This window comes from Micromonospora rubida (assembly GCF_009908295.1).
Taxonomy (GTDB): Bacteria; Actinomycetota; Actinomycetes; order Mycobacteriales; family Micromonosporaceae; genus Micromonospora; species Micromonospora rubida.
In genome coordinates, this window is record NZ_JAAALO010000001.1 from 580,053 (window position 1) to 596,193 (window position 16,141).

19 protein-coding genes and 4 pseudogenes are annotated in these 16,141 nt (G+C 69.5%); 12 read left to right on the forward strand and 11 right to left on the reverse strand.

What is annotated here, in order from left to right:
• Positions 1-17 precede the first annotated feature (17 nt).
• Positions 18-1,109, reverse strand: coding sequence for an IS630 family transposase (locus GVV04_RS02430; protein ID WP_161684075.1), 1,092 nt, complete (start codon positions 1,107-1,109; stop codon positions 18-20).
• Positions 1,110-1,154: 45 nt separating this feature from the next.
• Positions 1,155-1,577, reverse strand: coding sequence for a MarR family winged helix-turn-helix transcriptional regulator (locus GVV04_RS02435; protein WP_161684076.1), 423 nt, complete (start codon positions 1,575-1,577; stop codon positions 1,155-1,157).
• Between the two features lie 150 nt (positions 1,578-1,727).
• Here GVV04_RS02435 and eno point away from each other — a divergent pair, with 150 nt between their 5' ends.
• Positions 1,728-3,035 carry a phosphopyruvate hydratase gene (gene eno / locus GVV04_RS02440; protein ID WP_161684077.1) on the forward strand — a complete coding sequence of 436 codons (1,308 nt, stop codon included), beginning with the start codon at positions 1,728-1,730 and terminating at the stop codon, positions 3,033-3,035.
• A gap of 68 nt (positions 3,036-3,103) precedes the next feature.
• Here eno and GVV04_RS02445 read toward each other — a convergent pair whose 3' ends face one another.
• The gene (locus tag GVV04_RS02445) at positions 3,104-3,538 is read right to left on the reverse strand and encodes a VOC family protein (protein ID WP_161684636.1); all 435 of its coding nucleotides are present in this window, start codon (positions 3,536-3,538) and stop codon (positions 3,104-3,106) included.
• Positions 3,539-3,686: 148 nt separating this feature from the next.
• Here GVV04_RS02445 and GVV04_RS02450 point away from each other — a divergent pair, with 148 nt between their 5' ends.
• The 5 genes and pseudogenes from GVV04_RS02450 to GVV04_RS02470 all read left to right on the forward strand — a co-directional run.
• Complete coding sequence (locus GVV04_RS02450) at positions 3,687-4,259, forward strand: GNAT family N-acetyltransferase (protein WP_161684078.1); 573 nt, start codon at positions 3,687-3,689, stop codon at positions 4,257-4,259.
• A gap of 199 nt (positions 4,260-4,458) precedes the next feature.
• Positions 4,459-5,961 (forward strand): MFS transporter, encoded by a 1,503-nt coding sequence (locus GVV04_RS02455; protein WP_161684079.1) that lies wholly within the window; start codon positions 4,459-4,461, stop codon positions 5,959-5,961.
• Between the two features lie 39 nt (positions 5,962-6,000).
• On the forward strand, positions 6,001-6,603 hold the full coding sequence (locus tag GVV04_RS02460) for a TetR/AcrR family transcriptional regulator (RefSeq protein ID WP_161684080.1): 603 nt from the start codon (positions 6,001-6,003) through the stop codon (positions 6,601-6,603).
• Positions 6,604-6,700: 97 nt separating this feature from the next.
• A complete protein-coding gene (locus tag GVV04_RS02465) occupies positions 6,701-7,183 on the forward strand; it encodes a hypothetical protein (RefSeq protein WP_161684081.1) in 483 nt (160 codons plus the stop codon).
• 76 nt (positions 7,184-7,259) lie between these two features.
• Positions 7,260-7,640, forward strand: a pseudogene (locus GVV04_RS02470) (MFS transporter); the annotation flags it as partial.
• A 151-nt stretch (positions 7,641-7,791) separates the two neighbouring features.
• Here GVV04_RS02470 and GVV04_RS02475 read toward each other — a convergent pair.
• On the reverse strand, positions 7,792-8,694 hold the full coding sequence (locus GVV04_RS02475; protein WP_161684082.1) for a LysR family transcriptional regulator: 903 nt from the start codon (positions 8,692-8,694) through the stop codon (positions 7,792-7,794).
• A 95-nt stretch (positions 8,695-8,789) separates the two neighbouring features.
• Here GVV04_RS02475 and GVV04_RS02480 point away from each other — a divergent pair, with 95 nt between their 5' ends.
• Positions 8,790-9,953 (forward strand): nuclear transport factor 2 family protein, encoded by a 1,164-nt coding sequence (locus GVV04_RS02480; RefSeq protein ID WP_161684083.1) that lies wholly within the window; start codon positions 8,790-8,792, stop codon positions 9,951-9,953.
• A 501-nt stretch (positions 9,954-10,454) separates the two neighbouring features.
• Positions 10,455-10,544 (forward strand): annotated as a pseudogene (locus tag GVV04_RS02485) (VOC family protein); the annotation flags it as partial.
• Between the two features lie 154 nt (positions 10,545-10,698).
• Here GVV04_RS02485 and GVV04_RS02490 read toward each other — a convergent pair.
• The 6 genes and pseudogenes from GVV04_RS02490 to GVV04_RS34675 form a co-directional block, all read right to left on the reverse strand.
• Complete coding sequence (locus GVV04_RS02490; RefSeq protein ID WP_161684084.1) at positions 10,699-10,959, reverse strand: hypothetical protein; 261 nt, start codon at positions 10,957-10,959, stop codon at positions 10,699-10,701.
• 178 nt (positions 10,960-11,137) lie between these two features.
• Positions 11,138-11,353 (reverse strand): GntR family transcriptional regulator, encoded by a 216-nt coding sequence (locus GVV04_RS02495; protein ID WP_161684638.1) that lies wholly within the window; start codon positions 11,351-11,353, stop codon positions 11,138-11,140.
• Positions 11,323-11,604, reverse strand: a complete 282-nt coding sequence (locus GVV04_RS02500) for a winged helix-turn-helix domain-containing protein (RefSeq protein ID WP_161684085.1) — start codon at positions 11,602-11,604, stop codon at positions 11,323-11,325. Before GVV04_RS02500 ends, GVV04_RS02495 begins: the two co-directional genes overlap by 31 nt.
• Before the next feature lie 207 nt (positions 11,605-11,811).
• Entirely contained in the window at positions 11,812-12,459 is a 648-nt protein-coding gene (locus tag GVV04_RS02505) for a 2'-5' RNA ligase family protein (RefSeq protein WP_161684086.1), read from the reverse strand.
• A 9-nt stretch (positions 12,460-12,468) separates the two neighbouring features.
• Complete coding sequence (locus GVV04_RS32670) at positions 12,469-13,035, reverse strand: UTRA domain-containing protein (protein WP_328822163.1); 567 nt, start codon at positions 13,033-13,035, stop codon at positions 12,469-12,471.
• Between the two features lie 9 nt (positions 13,036-13,044).
• Positions 13,045-13,254 (reverse strand): annotated as a pseudogene (locus GVV04_RS34675) (GntR family transcriptional regulator); the annotation flags it as partial.
• 273 nt (positions 13,255-13,527) lie between these two features.
• Here GVV04_RS34675 and GVV04_RS34680 point away from each other — a divergent pair.
• The 4 genes and pseudogenes from GVV04_RS34680 to GVV04_RS02520 form a co-directional block, all read left to right on the forward strand.
• A pseudogene (locus GVV04_RS34680) lies at positions 13,528-13,747 on the forward strand (DivIVA domain-containing protein); the annotation flags it as partial.
• A 192-nt stretch (positions 13,748-13,939) separates the two neighbouring features.
• Positions 13,940-14,281, forward strand: a complete 342-nt coding sequence (locus GVV04_RS32675) for a hypothetical protein (protein WP_235965537.1) — start codon at positions 13,940-13,942, stop codon at positions 14,279-14,281.
• Positions 14,265-14,435 carry a hypothetical protein gene (locus tag GVV04_RS32680; RefSeq protein ID WP_235965538.1) on the forward strand — a complete coding sequence of 57 codons (171 nt, stop codon included), beginning with the start codon at positions 14,265-14,267 and terminating at the stop codon, positions 14,433-14,435. The genes GVV04_RS32675 and GVV04_RS32680 overlap by 17 nt, the downstream gene beginning before the upstream one ends.
• Positions 14,422-15,345 carry a helix-turn-helix domain-containing protein gene (locus GVV04_RS02520; protein ID WP_328822164.1) on the forward strand — a complete coding sequence of 308 codons (924 nt, stop codon included), beginning with the start codon at positions 14,422-14,424 and terminating at the stop codon, positions 15,343-15,345. Before GVV04_RS32680 ends, GVV04_RS02520 begins: the two co-directional genes overlap by 14 nt.
• A 232-nt stretch (positions 15,346-15,577) precedes the next feature.
• On the opposite strand, the gene GVV04_RS02525 is transcribed toward GVV04_RS02520, so the two are convergent.
• Positions 15,578-16,102: a DUF6194 family protein gene (locus GVV04_RS02525; RefSeq protein ID WP_161684090.1), complete on the reverse strand. Its 525-nt coding sequence runs from the start codon at positions 16,100-16,102 to the stop codon at positions 15,578-15,580.
• Positions 16,103-16,141: the final 39 nt, after the last annotated feature.

Here is a 16,141-nt window from a genome sequence, read left to right on the forward strand (position 1 = left end):
CGGGCTGCGCCGGATCTCTAGTGTCCTGCGCCGGAAATTCGCCTACAAAATTGTGCGGCTGATTCGAGGATCTCTTCGGCGGTCTTGGTCCAGGTGAACGGCCGTGGGTCGCGGTTCCAGTCGGCGATCCAGGAGCGGATGTCGGCTTCCAGGGCTTGGACGCTCTTGTGTGCGCCGCGGCGGATCTTCTGCTCTGCGAGGTGGCCGAACCAGCGTTCGACCTGGTTGATCCAGGACGAGCCGGTCGGGGTGAAGTGCATGTGGAACCGGGGATGTTTCGCCAGCCAGGCCCGCACGGTCGGGGTCTTGTGGGTGCCGTAGTTTTCGCAGACCAGGTGCACATCCAACTCGGCCGGCACCGCCTTGTCGATCGTGGTCAGGAACTTCCTGAACTCGACGGCGCGGTGCTGGCGATGCAACTCGCCGATCACGTGACCGTCGGCGATGTTGAACGCGGCGACCAGGCTGGTGATCCCGTTGCGGGCATAGTCGTGGGTACGCCGTTCGGGCATGCCGGGCATCATCGGCAGGACCGGCTGGGACCTGTCGAGGGCCTGGATCTGGCTCTTCTCGTCAACGCAGAGCACGACGGCCCGCTCGGGTGGGTTGTGGTAGAGGCCGACGACGTCGACGACCTTCTCGATGAACAGCGCGTCCGTGGACAGTTTGACGGTCTCGCTCCGGTGTGGCTTGAGGCCGAAATCCCGCCAGATTCGTCCGATCGTGGACTTCGACAATCCCGACTTCTCGGCCATCAACGTGCGTGACCAGTGGGTGGCGTTGCGCGGAGTCCGCTCCAACGTCGTCACCACCACGTCCTCGACCTGGTCGAGGCTGATCGACGGTGGGCGCCCTGGTCGCTGCTCGTCCACCAGCCCGTCCAGCCGTAGCTTCAGAAACCGCCGCCGCCACTTGCCCACCGTGGACAAATGCACCCCGAGATCCCCTGCGACATCGGTGTTCGACGCACCTTCAGCACAGGCCAGGACGATCCGTGAACGCATCGCCAGGACCTGCGACGACTTCGCCCGCCGTGACCACCGCGTCAACGTCACTCGCTCTTCGTCGGTCAGCGTCAGGGGCGCAGTGGGACGCCCGGTTCTCGGCATCCCACCACCCTGCCCACTTATCAGGCGAACTTCAGGCGCAGGGCACTAGCGTGTGGCGAGCCGCTCCAGCAGGGCCGAGCTCCGTCCCAGCAACGCCCGCTCCTCATCCGTGAGTTCGGCCTCGATAGCCTGCGCGAGCCAACCGGCCCGGCGACCGCGCTCCGCTTCGAGCGCGGCCCGGCCCGCGTCCGACAGCTCGATCAGCGACTTGCGGCCGTCCGTGGGGTGCGCCCGGCGCGTAATCAGATTCTGTTCCATGAGCAGCCCCACCGCCCGGGCCATCGACTGGGGGCGTACGCGCTGATCGGCGGCGAGATCGCTGGTGGTCATGGCGCCGTCGCGGTCGAGTGCACCGAGCACGGCAACCTGGCCCAGCGGGATGCGGTCCTCGTGTTTGACGCGTCGGGTGAGCTTGCCCATCGCGGTGCGCAGTTCGGCGGCGATGGCGGCAGCTTCCGAGGTGGGCATAGGGCACTTTACCCCGTTGGTCAGCAAACCTGTGCACCTGACCTGCACAGCAACACTGAACAGCATTGCTGTATGGTTTGGCGTCGTCGGGTTCAGCGCCAGCGTTGTCGCAGCCGGGGCCACGGCACACGACAACGGGAAGGAACTCCCATGTCCGCAAAGGCAGTCGGAACCGTCAACGCCGCCATCGAGACCGTCACCGCCCGCCGGATCATCGACAGCCGGGGCAACCCCACGGTCGAGGTCGACGTCGTCCTGGCGGACGGGTCCCTGGGGCGCGCGGCTGTCCCCTCCGGCGCCTCCACCGGCGCCAGGGAGGCCGTGGAACTGCGCGACGGAGACTCCGCGCGCTGGCACGGCAAGGGCGTCGACCGCGCGGTGGCCCACGTCAACGGGGAGATCGCGGCGTCCGTGCGCGGCCGGGACGCGGCGGATCAGGCGGGTCTCGACGCCGCGCTGGTCGCCCTCGACGGCACCGCCACGAAGTCTCGGCTCGGCGCCAACGCGATCCTCGGCGTCTCCCTCGCCGCCGCCAAGGCCGCCGCGGCGGCCCACCGCCAGCCCCTCTACCGCTACCTAGGCGGCGCCGACGCCCACCTCCTGCCGCTGCCGATGATGAACATCATCAACGGCGGCGCCCACGCCGACAATCCGCTGGATTTCCAGGAGTTCATGATCGCGCCCGTGGGCGCGGACACCTTCGCCGAAGCCGTTCGCATGGGCAGCGAGGTCTTCCACACCCTGCGCCGCGATTTGCTGGCCTCCGGGCACTCCACGGGCGTCGGCGACGAGGGTGGCTTCGCGCCCGCGCTGCGTACCGCTGAGGAGGCGCTCGACTTCGTGATGACCGCCATCGAGCGCACCGGCTACCGCTCCGGCACGGACATCGGCCTGGTCATGGACCCGGCGTCGTCGGAGTTCTTCCGCGACGGGATGTACGACTACGCGGGCGAGGGGGTGCGCCGCACCCCCTCCGAGCAGGCCGACTACCTGGCCAAGCTCATCGACGCCTACCCGGTCGTCTCCATCGAGGACCCGATGGCGGAGAACGACCTGGACGGCTGGCGCGAGCTGACCGCCCGCGTCGGCGACCGCTGTCAGCTCACCGGCGACGACGTGTTCTGCACCAACGAGACGCTGCTGCGCGAGGGCATCCGCACCGGCGTCGGCAACTCGGTCCTGGTCAAGGTCAATCAGATCGGGACACTGACCGAGGCGCTGACCGCGGTGGCCACGGCCCATCAGGCGGGCTGGACTGCTGTCATGTCGCACCGCTCGGGCGAGACGGAGGACACCACCATCGCGGATCTGGCGGTGGCGACCGGCTGCGGTCAGATCAAGACCGGCTCGCTCTCCCGCTCCGACCGCACGGCGAAGTACAACCAACTGATCCGGATCGAAGAGGAGTTGGGCGACTCGGCGCGCTTCGCGGGCCGCTCCGCACTCCGTCGGGCGTGAACAGCGGGCAGAGGTAGAGACCATGTGGGGCCCCCCGATCACGATCGGGGGGCCCGGCGTGCGGCCACTCAGTCGAGGCAGAACTCGTTGCCCTCGATGTCCTGCATCACGAGGCACGACTCGTTCTCGCCATCGGCACGCAGCAGTCGCACGCGTGCCGCGCCGAGCGCGATCAGCCGTGCGCATTCGGCCTCAAGTACGGCAAGCCGCTCCTCACCCACGAGCCCGGTGCCGACCCGCACGTCAAGATGCAGCCGATTCTTGACGACCTTGCCTTCGGGAACGCGCTGGAAGTACAGTCGCGGGCCCACGCCTGAGGGATCGTTGCATGCGAAAGCTGCGCCCTGTCGCTCAGGCGGCTGCGCGCGATCGAAATCGTCCCAGGTAGCAAACCCCTCCGGTGGCGGCGGTACGACGTACCCCAACACCTCGCACCAGAATCGAGCGACGCGCTCGGGTTCCGCGCAGTCGAAGGTGACTTGGATCTGCTTGACCGATGCCATCGGTCCACCATAGAGGCGCTTCGTCGTCTCCACGGGCCCACCCCTGGCTGGGTTGGTGGCGCATGCGGCCGACTCGTGAAGATGAGCGGGACCTTGAGCCGCGGGATATCGAGAGGCCAGCAGGCTCCGGCTCCCCTACGATCGCGTGATGTTCCGGCCGACGTACCCGATTCGCACCGCGCGGCTCACCCTGCGCCCGGTCACGCTGGACGACCTCGACGACGTGTACGCCTATCAGCGCCGCCCCGACGTCGTGCGCTGGATGCTCGGCGCGGAGCCGCGTACCCGCGAGCAGTCACGCTCGTCGGTGCTCGCCATGGCCGGCGAGGACGCGCTGCGCGCGGAGGGCGACTGCCTGACCCTGGCCGTGTCCACCGACGCCGGGGTGATCGGAACCGTGGAGCTGGTCTGGCGCAGCCGGCTCGACCGCACGGCCGAACTCGGGTACGTCTTCCACCCCGACCATGGGGGACGGGGGCTGGCGACGGAAGCCGTGACGGCGCTCCTGGACTGGGGGTTCGACGAGTTCGGGTTGCACCGGGTCTACGGCCGGTGCCACGGCCGCAACGAGGCGTCCGCCCGCCTGATGACCCGGATCGGCATGCGCCAGGAAGCGCGCCATGTCGAGAGCTACCTGCTCCGGGGCGAGTGGGCGGACCGACTCGTCTTCGCCGTCCTGGCCCACGAGTGGCGGTCCCGCGCGGCGACAGCAGAGGGCTGACGCCCCTGGGCCGCACTCGACGCCCCGCTCCACGAGGTCAGCACACCCGGCGGCGAGACCGTTCCTGCTGGTGAACGGTTCGCCGCCGGTGTGGGCAGGGGCCAAGGCATGATCAGGAGATGCTGCTCTCTCTGCGGTTCCGAGGCCGCCCTGCGGCTTGCAAACTTTACCGACTGGTCAGTACAGTTTCGAGGTGGCCATGACCTCCTCGCCTACCTCTGCCCTGTCGCCGACGCGTCGCTGGGCCGCGCTCGGCGTGCTCTCTGCCGCCGTACTGCTGCTCGCGATCGACGGCACGGTCCTCGCCCTCGCGGTGCCGTCGCTGACCGAGAGCCTCTCGCCGACCGCCGAGCAGATCATCTGGATCGGCGACGTCTACTCCCTCGCCCTGGCCGGCCTGCTCGCCCTGATGGGCAACCTCGCCGACCGGCTCGGCCGCAAGCGCATCCTGCTGGCCGGCTCGGCCCTGTTCGGGTTGGCCTCGCTGCTCGCGGCGTTCGCCACCAGCGCGGAGTCGCTGATCGTGGCCCGGCTGCTGCTCGGCGTCGCCGGCGCGACGCTGATGCCGTCGACGCTCTCGCTGATCCGCAACATCTTTCCGGACGACGCGGAGCGCACCCGGGCGGTCGCCGTCTGGTCGGCCGCCTTCGGCGCCGGCTCCGCCGCCGGGCCGATGATCGGCGGCTTCCTGCTCGAACACTTCTGGTGGGGCTCCGTCTTCCTGATCAACCTGCCGGTCATGGTCGTCGTGGTGATCTCCGGTGTCCTGCTGCTGCCCGAGTCCAAGGACCCGAACCCGGGCCGCTTCGACGGCCTCTCCGCCGTGCTGTCGATGCTCACCGTCGTGCCGATCGTCTACGCCATCACCCACCTGGCATCCTCCGGCGTCAGCCCGATCATCGTGGCCGGCGTCGTGATCGGCCTGGTCGCCGGCACGCTCTTCGTGCGCCGGCAGCGCCGCCTGCCCAATCCGATGCTCGACGTCGACCTGTTCCGCAGCCCCGCCTTCTCCGGCGCGGTGGCCGCCAACGTCGTCTCGATCTTCGGGCTGGTCGGCCTGCTCTTCTTCTTCTCCCAGTACCTCCAGTTCGCCCGCGGCTTCTCCCCGCTCCAGGCAGGTGTCGCCGAGCTGCCCGCGACCATCGCGTCGGTCGTCGTGGTGGCCCTGGTCGGCGTCGCCGTCGCCCGGCTCGGCCGGGGCCGCGCGATCGCCGTCGCCCTCACGGTCGCCGCCGCGGGGCTGGCACTCGTCGCGCCTGCGGCGGGCCAGGCATCGTACGTGTGGCTCGCGCTCTGCCTCGCCCCCGTCGGTCTCGGCGTCGGCCTGTCGATGACCCTGGCCGGCGACGCGATCCTCTCCGCCGCGCCGCCCCGCAAGGCGGGCTCCGTGTCGGCCGTCACCGAGACCGCCAACGAACTCGGCGTCGTGCTCGGCATCGCCGTGCTCGGCTCGCTGGTCACGGCCGTCTACCGCTCGAAGCTCACCCTGCCCGAGACGCTCCCGGAGACGGTGCGGGCCCGCGCTGAGGACTCCCTCGGCTCCGCCCTCGCCGTCCTCGAACCGGGCAGCGCACCCGCCCAGGCCGCCCGGGACGCGTTCGTCACCGCCATGCAGACCACCTCGCTGGTCGCCGCCGGCCTCACCCTCGCCGCGGCGGCCCTCGCCTGGTGGCTGATCCCCTCGCCGCGCGGCTCCCGATAGCCTGTTCCCCCGCCACCACCACCGAGGAGGCCACCGCACATGGGACGAACCGCCGGCCGGTCACCCGGGGACACCCGGCGGGCGCTCCTCGACGCCGCCGGCGAGGCCATCCGCACGCGCGGCGTCAACGCCACCCTGGACGACATCGCCCGCCAGGCCGGCGTCTCCAAGGGCGGCCTGATCTACCACTTCGCCAGCAAGGACGAGCTGATCCTGGAACTCGCCCGGGACCTGCTGGCCGCGTACCGTGCTGACATCGAAAGCCGGCTCGACCCGGCGGACCACGAGCCCGGCCGCCTCACGCGGGCGTACGTCCGGGCCTGGCTCGCCCCCGCCGAGGACGAGATCACCACCCGCAGGACCATTGCCCTGGTCGCCCAGCTGACGACCATTCCGGCGGTCGCCGAACTGGTCGACGCCGACACCCAGCAGCTCATCGCCGAGCTGCGGGCCGACGGTCTCCCCATCGACGTGATGACCGTGGTGACCGCCGCAGCCGACGGCATGAGCAGCGCGCCGCTCTGGGGCGGAGCCGGGCGCGATGCCGAGTTCCGACGACTGGAACGGCGGCTCATCACGCTCACCCGTCACCCCGAACTCTGGCAACAACTGCCCTGGGGCAACGAGGACGAAGAGCGGTAACGGATTGCCGGGCCACCACGGGTGCCGTGGCGCTGCCCCTGAGGCCGTCCGTCGATGGCGTTCGTGACAGGATCCGTTGTCAATGTAACGTTGACAGATGACACCCGAGGTGACTGAGCTGGCCGGCGTCACGGCCGACCGGGCACGGCTGGACGAGCGTGAGCTGGAACTGATCGACCGCGCGCGGCACGCGGGTGCGACCTGGGTACAGATCGCCGCCGCGCTCGGCCTCGGCAGTCGGCAGGCCGCGGAGCAACGCCGGCAACGCCTGGCGGTCGTACGACGATCGCGGCGGCACGAACGCGACCTGGGGTACTCGGCGCGGATCGCGGCGATACGGGGTGCGGTGTCCGACCTCCAGCGCTGGATCGACACCGACCGGCGGTGGGACGCCCGGTTCGGGCGGGCGACTCTCGTCCGCAAGACCGCGGAGGCCGCCCTCGACGCCGACCCGAGTCCGCTCTATGCGCTGGCAACGCTGCTCGCGGTCGACCTGCGCCAAGCGGACGGCGAACGGTTGCCGGCTCCGGTGCGGGCCATCGCCGCACGGCTCGACGACCTTTTGTCAACGAAACCTTGACAGCTCTGGAAGAGCTTGCCTGAGCCTCGCTCAACATCAAGGATCTGAGTCATCTCGACTCAACCTTGGAGGGCTCATGCGCCGGAACGCCGGGCTGTTCGTGGCGATCTCGCTGCTGTCCGGCTTCGGCAGCAGCGCCATGTCGCTGGTGGCCGGGATCTGGATCCTGGACCTCACGGGTTCCACCGGCCTCGCCGCCCTCGCCGGGCTCTGCGTGTACGCCCCGGTCCTCGCCGGCCCGTGGCTGGGCGGCCTGCTCGACCGAGCGCCGAGGCGAACGCTGGTCATGGCGGTCAACCTCGCTCTGGCCGCTGCTCTACTCAGCCTCCTCACGGTTCGCGGACCAGGTCAGACGTGGCTCATCTTCCTGGTTTCCTGCGCGTACGGCGTCAGCTACGTACTGATCGACGCGGGCGAGACGGCGCTGCTGCCCTCCGCGCTGTCGCCTACCGCCCTCGAAGGCGGCGGGAAGAGAAACGTATGTCGGAATCAGGGCTGTCCACCGGGGAGGCACGTCATGTTTAGAGCACCTGTTCCGGGGAGACTGGGCCGACCGACTCGTCTTCGCCATCCTGGCCCACGATTGGCAGTCACGGCCCAAGTGGATATCACCTCGGGCGTCTACCACCGAGCCCGAACGCTGTAGCGAGCTGGTCGAGCAGGGGCGCTGCTGATGGGTGCGGGTCGTGGCGGGGTGTGATCGTGTAGATGCCGCGGGTCGGAGCATCGACGAGTGCCACTGTGGTGACGTCGGTCCGCAGCGCGCACGTCAGCACTCCGGGTATGAGCGCGATGGCATGACCGGTGGCGACCAGGGCCACCTTGCTGGGCAGGTCGGCCGCGGCGAGGTCGATGCGGGCGGTGACTCCGGCGCGGGCGGCCTGCTGTCGCAGCAGCGCCGCCGATCCGTCGTTGTCCTCGACCCAGGTCTGGTCAGCCAGCTCCTGAATGCGCACCGGCCCGGGCCCGGCCTGCGGATGGCCCACGGGTAACACGACGACCATCTCGTCCATCCCCAGGAACCGGTGGTCGACGCGCGGGTCGTGGTGCAGCCCCGGTGGCGCGTCGGTGACGACAGCGACGTCGAGACTGCCGGCGAGTACGCGGGCGTGCAGCTCCGGACTGAGCCCGGGTGACAGGCTCCAGCGGAGGGGGGCGGCCGTCTCCAGCAGGCGGCGGATTGCCGCGGGCACGATCCCGGCGGCCAGAGAGGGTGTCGCGCCGACGGTCAGCGGTCGGCTGGGCACCCCGTCACGAACGTCTCGTACGGCGCGGACGGCGCGGTCGACCTCGTTGAGCGCAGTCAGGGCGTGGTGACGGAACACCTCGCCGGCCGGCGTCGGACGCACTCCGCGCGCATGACGCTCCATCAGGGGTACGCCGAGCTGCCGCTCCAGCCCGGCGATCTGTCGGGAGATGGCCGACTGCGAGTGGTTGAGTTCGGCGGCCGCTGCCGACAGTGACCCGAGCCGGCACACCGTCACGAACGTCCGCCACGCGGTCAACTCCATGGCGCAAGTATGCCGAGGCGGTATGCGTGTCCCGCATGGCTGCCCTGTGGAATCTGCGCTTGTCGCAGCCATCACGGTGCACCACTCTGGCATGCATGACCACGCCACACACGGTCGCCGTCCTCGGTTTGGGCCGCATGGGCACCGCGATCGCGACACGACTCGCCGACCACGGCTGGGACGTCGTCGGTTGGACACGATCCGGGCGCACGGCAGGCACCATCGAGACGGTCGGTGACCCGAACGACGCCGTTGCGAAGGCCGACCTCGTTCTCCTGGCGTTGTTCGACGGCCAGGCTTGCCAGCAGGTCGTCAACCACGTCCGCGACTCGCTGCGAACGGACACGATCGTGCTGAACACCAGCACCATCGCCCCCGCCGAAGCATCGGGGCTGGCCCGGCAACTCGGCCCGTCTTACGTGCATGCGCCCGTGCTCGGCTCCGTGCCAGCAGCCGCCGCCGGCACGCTGCAGATTCTCGCCGCTGCCGACCACGACGCGCTCGACCGGGTCCGACCGATTTTGGAAGCGCTCGGCACCGTGCAGCGCGTCGACGACGCTGCCACTGCTGCCGCACTCAAGCTGGTCGCCAACAACAGTCTCGCCGGCGCCGTCCTCGCGCTGCGCGACTCGTTGCGGCAAGCCGACGCCCTGGGCCTGCCCCGCGCCCAGGTGCTGGACGTCCTCGAACTCGGCCAGCTCGGCGGGCTCGTGGCCCGCAAGCGACCCTTCCTCACCAACCAGGCGCCCGCCACCACGGCCACGGCCGAGTTCACGATCGGTGCGCTGGCCAAGGACATGGCGCTGCTGGCCGCCGCGTCAAACACCCCTCTGCGCAGCGCCGCCGACCTGGCCGACATCCCTGCCGACCCTGAGGCCGACATCGCGGTTGCCGCCACCGTCCCCGTGGAGGGTGACGCCGTGCTCGAACCGCTGCGCGCCTACCTCCGCGGACACGCTACCGGCGATCCCGCCCACTTCCGCGACGCGTTCCTGCCCACCGCCCACATCGAGGGAGTCCGGGATGGCGCATTCGTCTCGTGGCGCCTGGACGAGTACTGCGCTCTCTTCCACGGCCGGCCAGCCCCGGACGAACCAACCCGCTCCCGCCGCATCGACGCCATCGACGTCCACGGCACCGTCGCGGCCGCAACCATGACGCTCTGGCACGGCGCGGACACCTTCACCGACATTTTCCTGCTAATCCAGGTCGACGACACGTGGCGCATCGCCAACAAGGCCTACCACCGACACTCCTGAGATGACGGGATACACCGGATGGGCTGTGGTCCGAAGCCGACCTTGCGCGGGTTGCGCTCGACGATCTCGACGCCGATGTCGTAGTACGACTACTGGGTACGGGCGGTCCGGGCGTCGTGCGTCGTGCGTCGACCCGATCTTCGCCTGGCACGAGGGCCGGACGCAGCCAGCGGCTCCCGAGCAGCGGGAATAGCGAGCCGTTGATGCCCTATCGACCCACCCGCAGTCCGATTTACTCATCTAATCCACATTTTTCGGCTCAGAACCCCCTACTGCACCCGCGTCCACTTGGGGTTCCTAGATCACCAACGCTCCGTGGGTCAATCAGCCGCGGCTTGCCGACACGTCGAAGGCACCCGCGCGAAGCTGAAACGCATGGTCAACCGCCAAGTCCTCACCGAAGAAAAGCCCGGAGTATTCACCCTCGCCCCGAAACGAACCTAATCCTCCAATGTGGGAGGCGCGTCGCCCTCGTCGACCGCCGGCCACATCGGGCACCTGACGCCCTGGGACGCCTTCTGGGGCCAGCGCTACGCCGTCGTCCACGACCCCGACGGCAACAGCGTGGAACTCTTCGCCACCCTCGGCTAACCCCGGCGGGACCCCGGGCGCCACCCGCACCTCCCTGCGCTGCGGTGGCCGCCCGGTCGGCGTACCGGCTGCGATCGGTGACCTCGGTGGCGGCAGGGTGGGGCGCACGAGCCCGGCGTACACTGCCGCCACCTGATCCGGTCGCCCGGCGGCCCTACCCCGGCAGCCAAGCCCGGAAGTACCAGCCGTTGTATTCGCTGTTGGGCAGGGTGCGGTATTCGCAATTGCCGCTCACCTCACCCCAGTAGCTGGCATCGATGCGGTGGAGCTCGCACTCGTCGTAGGTCACGAAATAGCCGTTCCAGTCGAATTGAACGGCGGCGGCCGGGGCCGGCTGGACGGTGAAGCTGACGGCTGCCGCGGCGGCGGCGACAACCGCGAGGCGGGCGAGCCGGCGGCGGAGCGGCTGGGGCATGGCGAGTCCTTCCGGAGTGGTGACGAACCTGCCCGGCCATCATAAATCCACGGTCACCGATTGATGATCCGCCATACGGACAGCCCGGACCCACCAACATCGACGGATGCCACCGTCACTGCCAGCCTGTTGCGCGGCCCTAGCCAGGCCGGTGCCTAGCAGTCGACTGCGCGGCCCCCTACGCTGGCGGCTCATCCACGACGTACACCCCGCTGCCGGCGCGACCCACGGTGAACCCTCGCTCGCGGGTCAACTCCAACGCGCGCTGAATGGTCGACACGCTGACCGAGTACATGTCGGACAGCTCCCGCAGCGACGGCAGCTTGGTGCCGGGCCTGTACTCCCGAGCAGTGATGCGGTCGGTCAGGTCGTCTGCGATCTGCCTCGACGACAGACCTCACCCAGCGATGGGCTTAGAAGGGTGGCGCAGGTCCGGGGTGCAGTTGTAGCGGATCTTCGCTGCGAGCGTGCATCAACCAAGCCCTCGGCCTTGAGCACCAGCATGGCTCCACGGATCGAGCCGTAGGACACGCGGTGCTGGGTCCGCAGCGCACTAGTCGAGGGCAGCTTGTCCCCAACGGCCAGTTTGCCGGCGCGAATTTGCTCGCGGATGGCCTCTGCCACCCGCTCGTACTTCGCGGTCATCTCCACCCCTCGGGTCGCAGCCTCAGAGATTACTTCGAGACACCGCCAGCAGCCGTCCCGTGGACCTCGCGCTACTACAAGAGACACAAAGATGGCCGCCGATGTCGGCAGCCCGGCCATCGTCGCCGCCACGCCGATCCTCACGCTCCCCGTTTCCGGCGAAGGTGACAACCTCCGATAATCCACCTCTGCCGCCTGCCGCCGCGCCTATCTCAAGGGGAGGGTGGTCACGGTACGCCACTCGTACATCTGGTGGTCGCGGTGCATCTCGATCAGGTCAACCTGCCTGATAGCCACGTGAGCGGGCTGAATCTCCGCACGGGCCGTGGCCCTGATGTAGGGGTCGGCAGGCCCACCGGCGGTGATATAGGCGACGCTCACATGTGGACGAAACCGATCCGGGTCTTCGCCAACCTCGTCGGGGCCCAAGACTCGGCCGATAGCCTGCCGGGTTAGGTGGCGTAGCTCGTGGATTCGCTCGGCGGGCTCGGCTGGCATCAAGATCGCCTCGTCGGCCACGACGATTGGCCCGAACTTGACCTGGAACGCTGGAACGGCGGCGAGCAGCGAGCGCGCTTCGACGGCGATGTCCTGGACAACGTCTTGGGCGAGTTCATCGGCGAAGCCGATGCCCTGCATGGTGAGGTGCAACCATCGATCCGGGATCAGGGTGAGGCTCGGCATCCCTGCCAGAGCTGTTCGGTAGGCCGTCGCGGTGTCGCAGAGTTGGTGTTGGTTCTCGAAGGTGATGTGGAAGGCGTAGAAGCGCCTGCCGGCGCGCCACCCTGGACGCCACCACCAATGGTTACGGACTTCGTCTGCGTGCTGGCCCGGGGCAAGGTCAAGAAGCGACATACGGCTCCCTCAAACTTCGGACGGAGCATCGGGCTGAGATGGCTCTGCCTCTACGGGGTAATCGTCGATGACGACGATCCGGTCTGCGGGCCAGACGGACTCCGACACCTCCAGGACTGTTCCGTCATCGGCCCTGGCGACGTGGATCACCTGCATGACGGGGGCGCCGGTCGGCAGCTCCAGCGCGGCTGCTTCCTCTGCCGTGGGCAGGCGAGAGAACCAGTGATCGCGGGCCGTTGCGTAGCGCTTGCCGCTGAGTTCCTCAATGCAGAGGAAGAGAGCTTTGGGCACCACCCTGGGCTCTTCCAAGTACGTCCCGTCAGCAAGATCGATCGGGATGTAGCTCGCGCCGATCTCTTCGGGCTTGCCGGTCTCCTCGTCATGGAGGTGCCGCCGTCGAACTACCACGTCGGTTCCAGCCGGCACGCCCATCGCGGCAGCGATCTCACCCTGGACCTGTGCCTTGCCGGCGAACACGATGTCGTGTCGCAGGTGCGCTGTCAGCAACTTGAGGTCGCTACGAGCGCGCCCGTAGCGATGCCGAGAGAGGCGTTGCAGCCGCCGGCTCTCGCGCACGAAGGTTCCTACACCGTGGCGGGACTCGATCAATCCCTCAGCGCGGAGGACACCCATAGCATTACGCAAGGTAATCGGACTGACCCGAAACCGTCCAGCTAAGGCTGTCTCCGCTGGCAGTTGCTCGCCCGCCTGCAACTCCCCGTCACGGATGCTACGTCGCAACTTCGCCGCGATTTGAAGGTACTTCGGTGCTTTTGTGCCTAGCTCGTCCGTCATCGCCGCCCTCACTCAGGTAGTCCTCTCTAGGACAACCCCTCCGCACCACCACTGTACGGCCACCTCTCGCCTGACGCAGACCGGCCAATCTTCAACATTCGCCAACACGCTGGTCGGGGGCTTGCGCGCGGGCAGCCCAAAGCCTACGGTCCTATATAGGTCTACAGGAGTTGCCAGGCGTCGGACCTGATCAGCCCAGCGGGCCACCCCGCACCAGCTCGTTCCAGCAGCCGGACAGGGGCAGCGCTGTCCGACAGCCCAGGACGGAGGCACATGGAGCCCAGCACAGACGCGGTTGGGAACGGGCCCGCTATCGATGTCGGCGGCACCCGCGAGGGCGGCGCGGTCTATCAGTCCAGGCGGAACCTGCTGACCCCGGCCGAGATCCGGTGGCAAGACTTCCCGATGACCAAGCTCGGTCGGCGTGGCCTCGACCCGGAGGCGGTCGGCAGGTTTCTGCGTCGGGTCGAGGCCGACCTGGACGCCCTGTACCAGGAGGTCGTGACCGCTCGGGACGAGGCGCGCTACCACCGGGACACCGTGACGGAGCTGCGCGCGGAGCGCTGGCGTCCCCGCGAGCCGTGGGCACAGCGACCACGCGGCGAGTACCGACGCCCACCCATGTGGCCGCCCTACTCCCCCCGCCGGCAGGGCTGCCACCGTCAGCCGGGAGACGACGGCGGCGATGACTGACTACCCGGCGATCCACGGCCCGTCTAGGCCGGACTGGACCTGCCTCGCCTGCGGCAACCCCTGGCCCTGCCTGACCCGCAAGCGCCAGCTCAAGGAGCTGTGCCAGTGCAACATCCGGACCCTCGTCCGCTACATGACCGCGTATCTACCGGACGCCCACAAAGAGATCGACGGCATGAGCACCGCCGAGGTCACCGAACGCATCGTCGGATGGTGCGGCAGACCGTTGGAGATGTGGACGGTCCAGGAGCCCTCGACCGACGCAAAAGATCAAGACCGGCAACGGCGGTACGAACCCAACCAGAAGGCAGGGAGATATGGACGGCACGAGTAGCGACCCGGGGCAGAGCCGGAGTGAGCGGGCCGAGGCCGCCGAGCGGCAGGCGGCGAGGCGACGCCTGCTGGAGCAGGCCGAGGCGGACCGGGTGCCGGTGGACGACACCACGAGGGCGGTGCCCGATCGGCGGTGGCGTCGTGACCACCCATGATCTGCCGATAGGCCGCCGGGTCGCGCGGTTGCGGGTCCGGCGGCGGATGACCCAGCAGATGCTGGCCGACCGGCTCGGCAAGTCGAAGAGCTGGGTGGACAAGGTCGAGCGGGGTACCCGCGCCCTGGACAGGTTCACCGTCATCCGGGACCTCGCCGACGCGCTCCGCGTCGACCCGGTGGCGCTGCTCGGCCGGGATGCCCGGCCGCCGGCTGCCGCCGGTGCCGCCGTGGACGGCGTCGACGGGGTGCGGGCCGCCCTGGCGCGCTACGACACCGTCCTGGCCGGGCCGGTCGGCCGGGTGGCACCGCCGGCCGGTGAGCTGGGCCGGCGGGTGGGGCACGCCTGGCTGACGTACCAGCATGCCGACTATCCGCAGTTGCTGCGGATGTTGCCGGAGTTGCTCGGCGACGCCCAACGCGTCCATGCCGGCGGCGGCGGGCACGGCGCGGCGGAGCTGCTGGTGCAGGCGTACCGGATCATGTCGTCGGTGCTGGTGAAGCTCGGCGAGGGCGATCTCAGCTGGCTGGCCGCCGACCGGGCGATGTCCGTGGCCAGGGGTGACGCGCTGCTGGTGGCGGCGGCCACCGTGCCGCTGGGGCAGGCGCTGCGTGCCCTCGGCCGGGCCCGGCCGGCCCTGGCCGTCACGGTCGCCGCCGCAGACCGCATCGCCCCCACGGCGGTGTGCGTCGGCCCGCCGCGCGAGCCGGCGCTACGCGGGACGCTGCTGGTCCAGGCCGCCCTGGCCGCCGCCGCGTGCGGCGACGCGCGGAGCGTACGGGAGCTGGTCGACCGGGCGGCCGGGCTCGCCGAGCGGGCCGGCGGCCCTGCCCGGAACTTCGCAGCTGACGGTTCCAGCTCGGCCACCGCCGCCCACCCCCCGGGAATCCCGTTCCGCTTTATGGGATAGCCGGAGATCTTGGCGCGAATCGGCCCCTCCACGGGCCAGTTCCTTCCAAGATCTCCCACGCGGCAGTCGTGGCGTCGGGTGGGATCGCTTTGATCAGGACGTCTCGGGGGGCCTGGCGTGGGGGCCGCTCGACGGCAGGTATGCCTCCCGGCGCCCATGGAGGCTGAGTCGGATACGGCATCAGCCACGCTCCGCGAACGACGACCCGACGGGGCGGTGGGGGCACGCCGGGTCAGCGGGAGTCGTGCTGCTCCCCGCGTGCCCGCCGGTGTTCGCCGGACGCCCGGCCGTGTGCGTGGGCGAGCAGCCGGTCAACCTCGGGCAGCCGTCGGACGCCGGGGTTGAGCACGCACGCCCAGCCGTACGTGCCGTAGGCGGGGTGGGGCAGGACCTCGTCGCACCGGGTGAAGTCGACTCCCGACCGATGGTCGGGCAGTTCTGCGGGCGGATAGCCGAACCGGCGCTGGAACTCCTCGCGGCCGACGTGCACGTTGAGGCGGAAGATCCCCGGCCGATCGAGGCGCGAGTCCTCGTCGAACCCGGGGACGTCGTGTTCCACGATGGTGGCGAACGGCCGGCGGCGGTCGGACCCGACGAAGAAGAACCGGTCGCCCCAGCTCGCCTCCGGCGCACCGGACCGCTCGTCGGCCTGCACCTGGGTGACGTGCGGCAGCGCGACGATCCGCTCGACGAGTTCGGCCACGGCGGCGGCGACGTGCGGCACGGCGTCGTCGGAGGGCTCAGGCAGAGAAGTCATGACCTTTACCGTATCGTTGACTCGCCCTGTGAAGGTTTG